Origin of the sequence: Polynucleobacter sphagniphilus, assembly GCF_001953355.1 — a bacterium.
Taxonomy (GTDB): Bacteria; Pseudomonadota; Gammaproteobacteria; order Burkholderiales; family Burkholderiaceae; genus Polynucleobacter; species Polynucleobacter sphagniphilus.
The window spans coordinates 24,382-37,562 of sequence record NZ_MPIY01000010.1 but is presented as its reverse complement, the minus strand read 5'-3'; the positions used below and the strand labels follow the sequence as shown (position 1 = coordinate 37,562).

Genomic DNA, 13,181 nt, shown 5'->3' with positions numbered 1-13,181 from the left:
GGCGATCGAGAACGGCATGCACCGTGCTTTTGGCGGGCAATGCTAACTCCGGGTAGTGGGTGTGCAATCTGTCGCGCAATTTAGGAGCGCCCCAGGTCGGGAACTCCTTTTTGAGGTTCACGATCAGTTGCTCGACCTGGAAGGGCAGCCGATTGGCTTGCCTAAAGGGCCTTCTTGATCGATCCGTAAAGGCTTCTAAACCACTGTCTTTATAGCGATCAATGATTTTATGGCCAGTGACTCTGGAGATTCCAAACTCCTGGCAAAGGGTAGCAATCTTCTCGCCATCAAGGTAACGAGATACAAACTTGAGCTTTTCATCCATCTTCGTACTTTCATTCCACGGCATAGTAAGGTCCCTCCTATGCCAAAAACTGTAAAGTATGTGTCCGGTATAAAGTGTTAACTATGTGTCGAGTCGTACAAAATACCAACCTTCGGGTTGGTATTTTTTTGATCATAATCCAAGAATGCAGGAGAATAAAATCATTTAGGTCGATGATATAAAAAAGGGGAATGAATATGAGGGTTTATCACTTCACAAGTGCGAAATATGCAGTTGAAGATATTCAAAACCAGAGATTGAAGTGATAGGCTCCCCATCAAGACATTCTGTTTCTATACCAAACCTCGATAAATTAAGAGAATTCTGTAACTAGACTTCACTTTTGAATTAAAAGTAACCAGAATTTTAATAAGATGATGATATATAATTTGGTATATTAAATGATAAATGGGGGGGTAATATCATGGGATTCTTTGGAAGCATCATGAATGCACTTTCAGGTTCTGGACAAGCAGAGATTCCAAAAAATGCAATCTTTATTGACGTTCGCTCTCAAGGTGAGGTTGCCAGTGGCGCGATGGAAGGTGCAATTAATATTCCTTTAGCTGAAATTAGTGGCAAAGCTAAAAAATTACCCTCTGAAAAAAGTAAGCCTATAGTGGTTTTTTGTGCATCCGGAATGCGCTCCGGCATGGCCAGAAAAGCCTTGCTATCCCTTGGTTACGAGCAAGTAATCAATGGCGGCGGTATTAGCTCGCTTGCAATGCGACTCGGAAAACGAATTATTTAATTAATAAGTAAAGTAGACAAGACCTATTAAAAGTGACCAAGATTTGGTTTTGTTGGCGAAATCACAAGTCTCGTAAGTGGATATTGAACTTGCCCAGTCGGAGTTGACTGCCACGGACATACTGATTGATGTACGTGAGCCGGATGAATTTGTGATGGGCCATTTACAAGGGGCTGCCCATATCCCTAGGGGGCTCCTAGAGTTTAAAATGAATGCTTCAGAGGCCTTATCAGCAAGGGATTTGAAAATACTGGTGTACTGTAAAAACGGGGGTCGATCTTCACTGGCCGCCAAGACCTTAGTCGAAATGGGCTATTTGAGCGTTCAGGCTAAAGCGGGGGGGCTTTGATGCTTGGGCTGCTGCAGGCAATCCAATTGCGAAGATTTCACATCCAGAATTAGGGTAATGTACTGACTGCATATTTATCATGCAATCAGTAGTGCTTACTTAATGTTTTGTTTTTACCATCATCTTTAACATCTTACCGGTAATAATTAAAAACCGTACAAATTGCCAGGGGATAAAAGTCCTCATAAACTTTGTAAAAGCTGTTGGAGTAGGCGGATAATAAGCCTGCTGGTATGGTTCAGGATTTTTTATTTTAGACATAGCATTCTCTCTTCAAATGTCAATCTGGGATGATGGACCAGCCCGGTTTCAGCTTAGCCTGGTATATGAATAAAAGATGTAGTAGATACTTCAACCAGTGGCCTGCAAGCCCAATTTCTCCAAAGGTTAGATTCATATCACGGCCATATTCTGGATATTTTTCAAAATTCGGAACTACTGGGAACACGGTCATGCTTGCGGCGGTACCAGTTAATAAGCCAGAGCCAGTTGATGCAACACAAGCGGCACCCATCTCTGCCATTGAGGCTTTTTGGGTTGGTTTCGGAGCTCCATTAATCATATCTCGAATACTTAAGGCAACTGCCATTGCCATCGCAGCAGATGGCATACCTGTGCGTGGAGCGGTAGGATTGATTGCCGTACCATTTGGGCTTTGCATTGGTTTACTAATCATATGGGGAGGAGCAAATGCAATACCTACCGCAAACATATTGCCATAGTTTGGATTCTGGTAGGTATGAGGCCAATCTTTTGCACTCCACTCCGCATACGGCCTAGGAGTGTAATCAGCATCGACTTTCATGAACCCATTAGGCGCAAATACTTCACTCGTGATGTCTCCACCCGATTTGTTAAACGCTTTCATACCTACGCCAGAGAAGGGCGGAATCAGCATTGAAAAATCAAATTTCTGCTCATAGAATTGGCCATTGATAGTTTCGTAGTGGATTATTCCAGGCTCCACTTTAGTAACAGCAGCTCTAGTGATCCAGCGAATATCGCGTTCAGCCATTAATGATTCGGCAAAGGTTTTGCCGTTAGTAATATAACCACCTCGTTCAATATGAATGCCGCCCATACCAAAATCACCCAATTCATATTCATTGCTAAGCCAAACAAGGTCTGCCTTATCGCGAACATTCGCATTGCGTAGCTCCTGATCGACGTTATAAATATACTCAAATGCAGCGCCTTGACATGTACATGTGCCATGACCAGTGCCGATGACTAAAGTAGCTTTATCGCCACCCCTGAGTTTCTTAATAATATCTTGTAGTTTATTATTTGCCTCTACTGCATGGCTAGCTGTACAAACAGAGACGGTGTGACCTCCATCAGGTCCTAGCCCAGGAGTGGCGCCAAAATTTAATTTAGGACCGGTTGCATTGACAAGGTAATCATAGGAGATTTTTTCCTGCTCACCTGCTTTTTCTGGAAGGGTGTATTCGATTGAGACAAAGCCTTTTTCCTCTGAGTAATCACCTTCTGGGTGGATTGATAAGGCTTTTGCTTGCTTAAACTTCACTGAAGTCTTTTTATAAATTTTTGCAAGATCAAACGTGACATCTTTCTCTTGCATTTGACCAACACCAACCCAGATATTGGAAGGGATCCAATTCCACTTGGCATTTGGTGAAATCACAGTAATTTCGTGATGCTTGCCTACCCACTTATTAAGGTGCCTGGCGACGGTATGCCCTGCAATTCCGGCACCCAAAATAACTATTTTTGCCATATTTCCACCAGTTTGTGTGTTGTTGATATCATTTCTTTATTACCTTAGCAAGTGCTCTTCATAGTGTAAATAATCGCGATATAAAAAAATATAATGTTTACCCTAATATCTGAATTAGAAAACTCAAAAATTACAGTTTTCAGCTCTACTTTAGGTAAGCGTTAACTAGTTTGAGGTCTTGCTCGCCGAGTTCACCCAGTAAGCTGGCTAAACGCAAGCGATTTAATAAGTTATTCACTTGCTCTTGGTAAAGCACTTGCTGATTCTGAATAAGTTCATTCTCGGCAGCCAATAACTCTAAACTGGTTCTAGATCCAACCTCATAACTCTTTTTTGTACTCTCTAAGCGATCCTGGCTTGATTTTTGGGTATTTTTAAGAACCGTCAATTTATCTTTAGAGGATTGGAGGCTATACCATAAATTGCGTAGCGTTTTCTCGAGATTTAAGGTGGCCTGATTGATGTCGGAGCGCGTTTTTTCTAGTAGCAAGAGCGATTCCTCTTGTTTTGAACTTCTGTAGCCACCGGTATAGAGGGGGATATTGAGCTGCAATCCAATCATATTATTTGTATTGGTATTGCTTGCTGTGCCGAAGTCGCCAGAACCAGTCAAAACATTACGCGAAGATTGGGCGATTGCATTCAATGTTGGTGAGGCACTGATACCGTACTTCGCTACTTCTTCCTTGGCGATAGACTCTTGTACTGACATCATTCTGAGTTGAATATTCTGCGCTTTTAATTTTTCAACATACGAGGCTAGGGGATCAAGTTTTAATTGAGAAAAATTCAGGTTACCGCTTAGTTTTTTGATACTTTCTTTGGAGGGGAATAAATCATTCAGAGATAATTTTTTAAGTTCTAAATCATTTTTGAGATTCATAATTTGCAACTTAATTGAGTTTAAATTTTGATTGGCTTCCTCAAGATCAGTTTGCGTTGCGTTTCCAAGTCTAGCGCGTCTTTCCATCTCATTGCGCATCTCTTGAATCGCTGATTGCTCTTTACCCATTAATCGCAAGGTTTCTTCAGCATTTAACACATCAAAATAACGTTCGGCAACAAGTAGAATGAGATTTTGTTGGGCATTAGCCCAACCCAAGTCAGCAACATCGGCACTCATTTTGAGTTGTCTACTTTGTGATAACTTTTCTTTATTAAAGATCGGCTGAACAATAGATAGGGCGTATTGATTGCCAAATCCGTTATTGATTGAAGTATTGAAGTTTGCCCCATTAAATGTACCCATACCTGGAGCATAGAATTGTGCTCCTGTCGTGCTACTGTTATTACTAATGCTTGCTGTTGTGGCACTCAAATTGACATTAGGAAGCCAGAGGGCGGTGCCTTGCTCCCGGTGTTTTTCGGCGGCGAGCTGTTCATATTTGCTGGAAATATATGCTGGGTCTCGTTCTAAAGCTGAATTCCAGACATCGATGAGATCTACTGCATGAGCTAATGGACTAAAAAATTGAGCGCTAATGAGGCTTGCGAGTGCTAATTTTTTTGGGGTAAAGATTGATTTCATATCAGACTTAGTGACAAGTATTCGATGATTTGAGGCCTACTTTACGTAAAATGCGCTCCATAAAACACCAGCCGGTCAATCCGCTTTGTAATAAATTTAGACCAACAAAAGCGGTAAATGCCAGAAACCATTCGCTAACAAAAAAAGGGCTTCCTGAAAAGCCAAAGAGAAGGGATAACAAAATAAAAGCCCCTGCAATTACCCGTACTGTGCTCCATGTAGTCATTTCTTACTCCTAGTTATTTGTGTGAAAAATTTTATATAGCTTATTGGCGTAGGCTGAATAGTAGAGCAATGGAATGACCACTAGTGTGAGTACTGTAGAAACGAGTATTCCAAAAATTAACGAAATTGCTAAACCATTAAAGATTGGGTCATCTAAAATAAAGAAGGCGCCTAACATTGCAGCCAATCCAGTTAACACAATTGGTTGTGCACGAGTAATTGCAGAGTTTACTACCGCTTGCTTGAACTCAATACCACTGCGTACTTGCAAATTAATGAAATCCACCAGCAAAATGGAGTTGCGCACAATAATTCCTGCGAGGGCGATCATACCAATCATGGAGGTCGCCGTGAATTGCGCCCCTAATAGTGCGTGTCCAGGCATAACACCAATAATAGTTAGTGGTATGGGCGCCATGATGATTAATGGAGTCAAGTAGGATCCAAATTGCGCCACTACCAATAGATAAATGAGAATTAATCCAACTGCATACGCCAATCCCATGTCCCTAAAAGTTTCATAGGTAATTTGAGATTCTCCATCCCATTTGATGGATACGTTGCGATATGGATCTTTTGGTTGCGAGATGAAGAATTCCTTAATAGAATTACCGCTTGCATCTTTTAATTCATCTACCTCAGCCCTGGTTTTAAATAAGCCATATAAAGGGCTATCAATTGAACCCGATGTATCAGCAATCACGTAATTGAGAGCTAACAGATCCTTATGAAAAATGGGCTGTTCGCGCTGAGTATCTACTACTATTAATAGCTTACTTAATGGAACGAGTTCGCGATTTGCATTACGTACTGTTAGCTTTAGTAGATTGTTGATATCGCCTTGCTTGACCTCGGGCAAGCGAATGGTGATGGATGCTGGGTACTTACTTTTATCCTGAAGGTAGGTGACATTTTCTCCGGATAAGCCAGCCCGAAGGGTAGCGATAATATCGATCTGAGATACACCCATTAGATTGGCTTTTTGGCGATCAACTAGCAGTAATTCCTTTGGTGCACTGCTGATGCTGCTGTCATCGACATCTACCAATCCTGGTGTATGTTCGAATATATTTCGCACACCTTTAGCCACAGTCAATCTGGCTTCTTCGCTAGGGCCATAAACTTCAGCGACGATCGGGGCGAGTACGGGTGGTCCTGGAGGAACTTCTACAACTTTAGTATTGGCGCCATATTTCTTTGCAATGGTATCTAGGGTAGGGCGAATTCTGGCGGCAATTACATGGCTCTTATCAGAGCGATGGTGCTTATCTACCAAGTTCACCTGGATATCGCCTTTACTAGGATCTTGCCGAAAATAGTACTGTCTAACTAGACCATTAAAGTTGATTGGAGCTGCTGTGCCAGCGTAGATTTGATAGCTGCTAACTTCGGGCATTTTTGCTATTGCAGTGCCCATTTCTTTTAAAACCACGGCAGTCTGTTCTACGCGGCTATCGGCCGGCATATCTAAGATGACCTGGAATTCAGATTTATTATCAAAAGGTAGCATTTTGAGAACAACTAAACCGGTCAATGGCAGTGCAATAGAAATGATAATTGCTCCTAAAACACCCATGCCTAAACGACGTCGATTGCGTTTTCCATTTTGCTCACTTAAGAGCGGCGTGAAAATTATCTGAAACTTGGGAGTAAGCCACTTTGAGAAGTTAAATCCGGAATGGGTATGAACATTTTCTCTTGGCAGCCAAATTCTTGACATCCACGGTGTAATAGCAAAGGCAATCGCAAGTGATAGCAGCATACCCATACTGGCATTGATTGGAATAGGACTCATATAAGGACCCATTAGGCCACTCACAAATGCCATTGGAAGTAATGCTGCGATAACAGTAAAAGTAGCCAGAATCGTGGGGCTTCCTACTTCATCTACGGCGCCAGGAATAATCTCTTTTAGCGACTTTTCTGGGAACATCACTCGGTGTCGATGAATGTTTTCTACGACAACAATAGCGTCATCTACCAAAATACCAATTGAAAAGATCAGCGCAAAAAGAGATACCCGATTGATTGTGAATCCCCAGGCCCATGATGCAAATAGGGTGCCGGCGAGTGTTAGAACTACGGCAGACCCAACAATCGCTGCCTCCCTACGCCCCAGCGCGATCATAACTAAAACTACTACCGAGAGTGTTGCAAATAATAGTTTTTGAATTAATTTAGTCGCCTTGTCATTTGCTGTTTCACCATAATTTCGTGAGACTAATACCTCTACATCTTTCGGGATAATCGCCCCCTTAAGAAGTTCAACTTGTTCTTTGACTTGGTCAGCCACATCGATGGCATTTTCACCAGGTTTTTTAGTAATGGCAATCGTTACCGAAGGATGCTCTTCAAACTTGCCGGTCTTCTCATTTTGTATTGAGTTATAGACCAAGCGCTGTGTTTGCAGAGGGCCATCCGTAAGCTGGGCAATATCTTTCAAAAAGACGGGGTTTCCAGTGCGAACACCCAATACAATGCTGCCAACATCATTTGCATCTTTTAAATAGGGGCCTGACTCAATAGCAATTGTGGAGTTGGCATTAAGTAAGTTACCAACTGGCATGCCTAAGTTAGCAGAGCTCAAGGCGGCACGCACATCTCCCAGCGTGACACCACGGTTAGCCATTTTATTGGGATCAATTTCGACATTGATAGCTCGTCTTGGTCCACCAATGGTGTTGACTTCACGGGTACCCTTAACTCTTTTTAAATCAGACTCAATACGATTTGCAACCTTTTCGAGTTCAAATGCACTTATAGCGAGATTATTAGAGTAGAGCGTGAGAGCCAAGATGGGAACATCGTCAATACCCTTAGGTTTAATGATCGGCTCTAGAACACCCATTCCCTTAGGCAGCCAATCTGAGTTTGCTGCAACGGTATCATGCAGTCTTACTAGGGCTTCTGTTCTTGGTATACCGACTTTAAATTGAACGGTAATTACCGATAAGCCCGCTTGTGAAACCGACATCACATGCTCAATCCCTGCAATCTGTGAGAGAACCTGCTCTGCCGGGATAGAAACCATCTGCTCTACATTTTTTACTGCAGCTCCTGGGAAGGGGATGAGCACATTAGCCATCGTCACATTAATCTGAGGTTCTTCCTCTCTTGGAGTAATCAAGATCGCAAAAAGGCCCAATAGCAATATAGCGATTGCTAATAATGGCGTAATTTGCGCACCCTGAAAGTACGATGCGATACGGCCAGATATGCCAAGTTTCATGCTCATGAGTTCAACTCTAAAATTAATTAATTTATATTATATCGAATTATAATTCGTTATGAGAGGTAATTCACTTAGGTAAGGTAAATTTAATTTTTTACTAGATACAGCTATTTCAAATTAGGGCTTGGTATAATATTTCATAAATTTATATAATATGGAATTCAGGTAAACATGAATACCAAATCGATTAGCAAAACAAAAATAAGTCTTAAAAAGATGGCCTCTTCTGCAGATGTGGCTTGCAAATTAATGAAAGTACTATCCAATAAAGACCGCATGCTTTTGCTTTGTGAGATTAGTCAAGGTGAGCGTTGTGTTTATGAGCTAGAAGAAATTCTAGAAATTTATCAACCTACTTTATCCCAGCAGCTGACAGTTCTGCGGGAGAATAAGTTAGTAAAAACCCGCAGAGAAGGTAGACAAATTTATTACACACTCTCAAGTGAGATCGCTGCTGCAGTCATGGAGTTGCTGGCAAAGCACTTTTGTAAAGTTTGAATTTTTATTTGATCATTAGGGCAGATATAAACTGAGTTAATTGATTGGCAGGTAGTGCGCCGCTTACTCGTTTAAGTTTAATTTCACCTCTAAAGCCTACCAAGGTCGGTATCGAGCGAATATTGAATTGCTGCCCTGCAATAGGGTTTGCTTCAGTACCTACTTTAACGTGAATGACTTAATTTAGGTGTTGCCGAGCGCTTGCCTTAAGAGTAGGGTCAAATATCCGGCATGGACCATACCATGGTGTCCAAAAATCAACAATGATCGGTTTTTTAGAGTGAATCAATAACTCATTTAAAGAATTGACATTCACCCCTATGGGTTTGGTCTGAAAATCCCAGGACAGGTCAATGAAATCAAGCTAATTAATTAAGTCCAAGTAATTTTATTAACACAAAGCTGATTACAAATAGAGTCACGAGCGATAAGACCACTACGGCTGTAACCCTATATCCTGCGCGTGCTACAGATCGAACATCAACACCTAGACCCAAAGCTGCCATTGACATTACGGTTAGAAGATTACTAAAAATATGAGCGGGCTCTATGAAAAATTGTGGAATAAGGTTAAAAGAGCGCATTGTTATTAATGATAAAAATCCAACGATAAACCAGGGCGCCATATGCGAAAGGGTGAGACGCTTCCCACTATTTCTACTATTTAGCATCGAAAGTGTTAAAACCACTGGGCCTAACATCAGTACACGTACCAATTTGACCAGTGTGCCGATATGGGCGCTTATTAAAGAGACAGAAGTGGTGGCTGCTAATACTTGTGGTACTGCATATACAGTAAGGCCAGCAAATACGCCATATTGCAATACGGTCAAATTTAATAGAGGAATCATGATTGGCAGAATTAAAACAACCGCGATCCCCAGGACGGCAGTAAAGGCGATGGAAGAGGCTACATCATTTCCATCTGCATCAATGATGGGTGCAACTGCTGCAATCGCTGAATTGCCACAAATGGAGTTACCGCAAGCAATTAGAATTGCCATTTTTTTGGGGAGCCTAGCAAGTCTGCCAATGCTGTAGCTTGCAATAATCGCAATTACAACTACTAGCGCAATACCTCCAATAAGACTGGCACCTTGCGCCATGATTGCAGAAGCGCTAACTGATGCACCAAGTAAAACGACTGCTATTTCAAGTAATGTCTTAGCTCCAAAATGGATTCCTGTATCGAAACGAGAATTGGGGCGGTAAAAGGTACGCACTGCACTGCCTAGCAATATTGCCATGACCAGCGTTTCTAGCCACGCGCGCTCGAATAGATAAATTTCAAGGTATTCCAAATAATAAGAGGAGAGGGTAATCAGCCCGCAAAGTGAAAGCCCTGGTGTTAATTGATTTATCGCTTTTCTCATTTTGCTCTCGGTTTTGCATTGATGAGCAAGTATCTCCGTAATTAATCATTAAATATATCTATAAATAATTGATGTAATGTTTATTAAAAACGAATAATATAAGTAGTAATTAAATTGACATACATAAATGAAGGAAAAATATGACGCTTGAACAATTGCGCATATTTGTAGAGGTAGCAGAGCGTGGGCATCTAACACAGGCAGCAAATATTCTTGCGCTCACACCTTCTGCGGTGAGTGCGGCAATTCGCGTACTGGAGGATCGATATGGAACCCAGTTATTTGATCGAGTGGGAAGGGGTATAGAGCTCAATCCAAATGGTCGAATATTTTTGATTGAAGCTCGGGCGGTGCTCGCTCAAGCCTGGGCTGCTGAATTAACGCTTTTAGAGCTTGGCGGTGAAATACGTGGAAGCCTAAGCGTTCAGGCAAGTCAAACTATCGCTAGTTACTGGTTGCCGCCCCTCTTAATTAAATTTAAGCAGAAATACCCCTCTATTGATATTCACCTTGGGATTGGTAATACAGAGCAAGTAGCAAGGTCGGTTTTAAATGGTTTGGTAGATATTGGATTCGTTGAGGGAGGTATTGAAGACTCGAGTCTAGATATTAGAAAGATTGCTCAAGATAACATTGTCGCGGTAGTTGCATCCAATCATCCATGGGCAAAAAAAAGACGTATCAATCCCAAAGATCTTCTGAGTGGTCGATGGGTATTGCGCGAATCTGGCTCCGGAACTAGAGCGGCTTTTTTCGCTATGCTCAATGAAAATAACATTGATTCAAAAGCATTGGATATTGAGATCACGCTCCCATCTAATGAGGCGGTTAGGTCGGCAGTATTGGCTGGACCCTACGCTAGCGTATTGTCAGAAATGGTTGTAATGTCTTATCTGAGTGCGGGATTGCTAAGTAAAGTCAATATTGCATTACCCCAACGTGCTTTTTTCTTGCTCAGACATAAAGAGCGTTTTAAAACTAAAGCGTCTGTTGCGCTTGAGCAAGTTATTGCGAGTAGTTAACTTATGGGCCTATCCTTGTGTAACCCACTATTTCCGGTATGAATTATTTTAAAGATGTTTCACTTATTTCATTTATTGCGTTTAGTAGTGAACTGACCTGATTTTTAGTACCACTCCAGAAGAGAGGATTTTTGATAATCTTCACCTTAAAGGAGTGGGTGGATTCAACTACGAAGTGCAACTTTGAACAACTAGTTAAGGAGGCTAAGGATGTTTTAGTATCCAAAGCTTCTAGACCTGCAAGTCAAAGTAGCCATGACCTATCAACACCTTAGCCAAACTGAACGATATCAGATTTATATCCTCATGAAAGACGGAAAAACCCAAACTCAAATAGCCCAACTGATGGATCGGCATAAGTCGACCATTAGCCGAGAGCTTGCTCGCAATACGGGGCTCAAAGGTTACCGTCCCAAGCAAGCCTGCCCGTTGGCAGAAGAACGCTCATTAGGCTGCCGTAATGCCGCCCAAATAACAGCCGATCAATGGAATCAGACAGTGGATTGCCTCTTAGCTCAGTGGAGCCCCGTCCAAATTGCCAATCAGGTTGGCATTAGTCATGAGACCATCTACCGCCATGTCTACGCCGATAAAGCCGCTGGCGGCAATCTTTACCAGCAGCTGCGTTGCCAAAAAAAGCGCAAGAAACGCTATGCCAGCGGCCGTGATCGCAGAGGCCAAATAGTAGGTAGGCGGCCGATCAGTGAGCGCCCAGCGCACATTGAGACAAGATCCCAAGTCGGCCACTGGGAAGGCGATACTGTAATTGGAGCGGCCCACAAGCAAGCTGTTGTGACCTTGGTTGAGCGCAAGAGTGGCTATGCCGTTTTGGCTAAGGTCAAGAACAAGACGTCGGATTTAGTCAGTAGCGCCATCATCACTAAATTAAACGCCGTGACCCCACTCGTTAAAACCCTGACTTTTGACAACGGCAAGGAATTTGCCGAGCACGCCAGGATTGATACAGCTCTTCAATCAACGACGTACTTTGCGGATCGGTTTGCTAGTTGGCAACGTGGATCAAATGAAAACTTCAATGGTCTATTGCGGCAATACATCCCCAAAAAGAGACCGCTATCTACTGTGACCGATAAGGAGCTTAGAATGATCCAAGATCGTTTAAACAACCGACCTAGAAAACGATTAGGATTTAAAACCCCCAATGAAGTATTTATGCAGTCCTTAAACCGTGTTGCACTTCGTGTTTGAATCTACGCAATTTGAATCCTAGCCAAAGGTATATTTATTGCCCCCACAATTGAGCCACTCGACATTTACTCGGGGGAGTTTCATTAACCTTGTTGATTTCTCATCCAATCACCAGTTTTAAAAAAAGCTTCATGAAGTTTAGTGGCTAACTCACCCTCAACCCCCAAGTCATTCAAAGCCTGAAACATACAAGCTAACCACTGATCCCGCTCTTTTATTCCGATTGCAAAGGGAAGATGGCGAGCTCTAAGTCTTGGATGGCCATGTACTGGGGAATACAGATCTGGGCCACCGAGCCAGCCAACTAAAAATAAATACAATCTTTCTCTTGAATTAGATAGATCTTGGGAATGGATACTTCGTAAATGAGCATACCCCTCTTCTAACTCCATCAAATCATAGAAATGATCAACTAGCTCACGAATGCACTTAATGCCGCCAATTTGCTCAAAGGAGGTCTCTACCGTCATTACCTGATCCATGTCTTGTTTAATAATTGGCAAGTCGATGGATGAAAAAGATTTCAATAAAGGTGGCTAATGTGAAATAACAGGCCATTCTAGAAAGTACAAGACGTACTAATAATTGACGGGGAATAAATCCAATCCCCCTGACAAAACCTGCAGACATAGCCCAAAGCAATAGTAATAAGGGCGCGTACTGAACACGACCAAGCGCGTTAATAAAAACTGGTGGGTATGCCACGATCAACAACATAATTGATAAAGCGATTATCAACAAAAGCCAATCTGAATTTTTTTCTCCACTCATGCACGCTTTATTCACCGAAACTATCGACATAAAATCTCGCTTTATTCTTTAATATTTTTTATATTTTCCATCGTCTCTTTATTCTCGCTCCATAGAGCATTTAAAAGCGCCAAAAAAACGGCAAATCCAATTCCTAATACCCATGTGAAATACCACATTT

The 13,181-nt window shown here is 42.0% G+C and carries 14 protein-coding genes and 1 pseudogene; 5 read left to right on the top strand and 10 right to left on the bottom strand.

What is annotated here, in order from left to right; translation table 11 throughout:
* Positions 1-349: helix-turn-helix domain-containing protein (locus BOQ04_RS08505; RefSeq protein ID WP_198929321.1), on the bottom strand; the 349-nt coding region annotated here is incomplete at its 3' end.
* 421 nt (positions 350-770) lie between these two features.
* On the opposite strand from BOQ04_RS08505, the gene BOQ04_RS08500 reads away from it, so the two are divergent.
* Complete coding sequence (locus BOQ04_RS08500) at positions 771-1,076, top strand: rhodanese-like domain-containing protein (RefSeq protein WP_198929320.1); 306 nt, start codon at positions 771-773, stop codon at positions 1,074-1,076.
* A gap of 76 nt (positions 1,077-1,152) precedes the next feature.
* Positions 1,153-1,425, top strand: coding sequence for a rhodanese-like domain-containing protein (locus BOQ04_RS08495; protein WP_338130198.1), 273 nt, complete (start codon positions 1,153-1,155; stop codon positions 1,423-1,425).
* A gap of 280 nt (positions 1,426-1,705) precedes the next feature.
* Here BOQ04_RS08495 and BOQ04_RS08490 read toward each other — a convergent pair whose 3' ends face one another.
* From BOQ04_RS08490 to BOQ04_RS08475, 4 genes are all read right to left on the bottom strand, one after another.
* Positions 1,706-3,163, bottom strand: coding sequence for an NAD(P)/FAD-dependent oxidoreductase (locus BOQ04_RS08490; RefSeq protein ID WP_076024320.1), 1,458 nt, complete (start codon positions 3,161-3,163; stop codon positions 1,706-1,708).
* Positions 3,164-3,308: 145 nt separating this feature from the next.
* Positions 3,309-4,691, bottom strand: a complete 1,383-nt coding sequence (locus BOQ04_RS08485) for a TolC family protein (RefSeq protein ID WP_076024319.1) — start codon at positions 4,689-4,691, stop codon at positions 3,309-3,311.
* Between the two features lie 7 nt (positions 4,692-4,698).
* Positions 4,699-4,917 carry a YgaP family membrane protein gene (locus BOQ04_RS08480; RefSeq protein ID WP_076024318.1) on the bottom strand — a complete coding sequence of 73 codons (219 nt, stop codon included), beginning with the start codon at positions 4,915-4,917 and terminating at the stop codon, positions 4,699-4,701.
* A gap of 9 nt (positions 4,918-4,926) precedes the next feature.
* On the bottom strand, positions 4,927-8,151 hold the full coding sequence (locus BOQ04_RS08475; protein ID WP_076024317.1) for an efflux RND transporter permease subunit: 3,225 nt from the start codon (positions 8,149-8,151) through the stop codon (positions 4,927-4,929).
* Positions 8,152-8,319: 168 nt separating this feature from the next.
* On the opposite strand from BOQ04_RS08475, the gene BOQ04_RS08470 reads away from it, so the two are divergent.
* Positions 8,320-8,646: an ArsR/SmtB family transcription factor gene (locus BOQ04_RS08470; protein ID WP_233126747.1), complete on the top strand. Its 327-nt coding sequence runs from the start codon at positions 8,320-8,322 to the stop codon at positions 8,644-8,646.
* A 4-nt stretch (positions 8,647-8,650) separates the two neighbouring features.
* Here the strand turns inward: BOQ04_RS08470 and BOQ04_RS11070 are convergent.
* Positions 8,651-8,962 (bottom strand): annotated as a pseudogene (locus BOQ04_RS11070) (thioredoxin family protein).
* Between the two features lie 52 nt (positions 8,963-9,014).
* Complete coding sequence (locus tag BOQ04_RS08455; RefSeq protein ID WP_076024316.1) at positions 9,015-10,019, bottom strand: YeiH family protein; 1,005 nt, start codon at positions 10,017-10,019, stop codon at positions 9,015-9,017.
* Positions 10,020-10,159: 140 nt separating this feature from the next.
* On the opposite strand from BOQ04_RS08455, the gene BOQ04_RS08450 reads away from it, so the two are divergent.
* Positions 10,160-11,041 (top strand): LysR family transcriptional regulator, encoded by an 882-nt coding sequence (locus tag BOQ04_RS08450; RefSeq protein ID WP_076024315.1) that lies wholly within the window; start codon positions 10,160-10,162, stop codon positions 11,039-11,041.
* Between the two features lie 255 nt (positions 11,042-11,296).
* Positions 11,297-12,250, top strand: coding sequence for an IS30 family transposase (locus BOQ04_RS08445; RefSeq protein ID WP_076024314.1), 954 nt, complete (start codon positions 11,297-11,299; stop codon positions 12,248-12,250).
* A gap of 83 nt (positions 12,251-12,333) precedes the next feature.
* On the opposite strand, the gene BOQ04_RS08440 is transcribed toward BOQ04_RS08445, so the two are convergent.
* Genes BOQ04_RS08440 through cydX form a run of 3 tightly spaced genes read right to left on the bottom strand, consistent with a single transcriptional unit; the run spans position 12,334 to position 13,179 of the window.
* Entirely contained in the window at positions 12,334-12,720 is a 387-nt protein-coding gene (locus BOQ04_RS08440; RefSeq protein WP_233126743.1) for a group II truncated hemoglobin, read from the bottom strand.
* A gap of 19 nt (positions 12,721-12,739) precedes the next feature.
* Positions 12,740-13,051 (bottom strand): cyd operon YbgE family protein, encoded by a 312-nt coding sequence (locus BOQ04_RS08435; protein WP_076024313.1) that lies wholly within the window; start codon positions 13,049-13,051, stop codon positions 12,740-12,742.
* An 11-nt stretch (positions 13,052-13,062) separates the two neighbouring features.
* On the bottom strand, positions 13,063-13,179 hold the full coding sequence (gene cydX / locus BOQ04_RS08430) for a cytochrome bd-I oxidase subunit CydX (protein ID WP_076024312.1): 117 nt from the start codon (positions 13,177-13,179) through the stop codon (positions 13,063-13,065).
* Between the last annotated feature and the right edge of the window lie 2 nt (positions 13,180-13,181).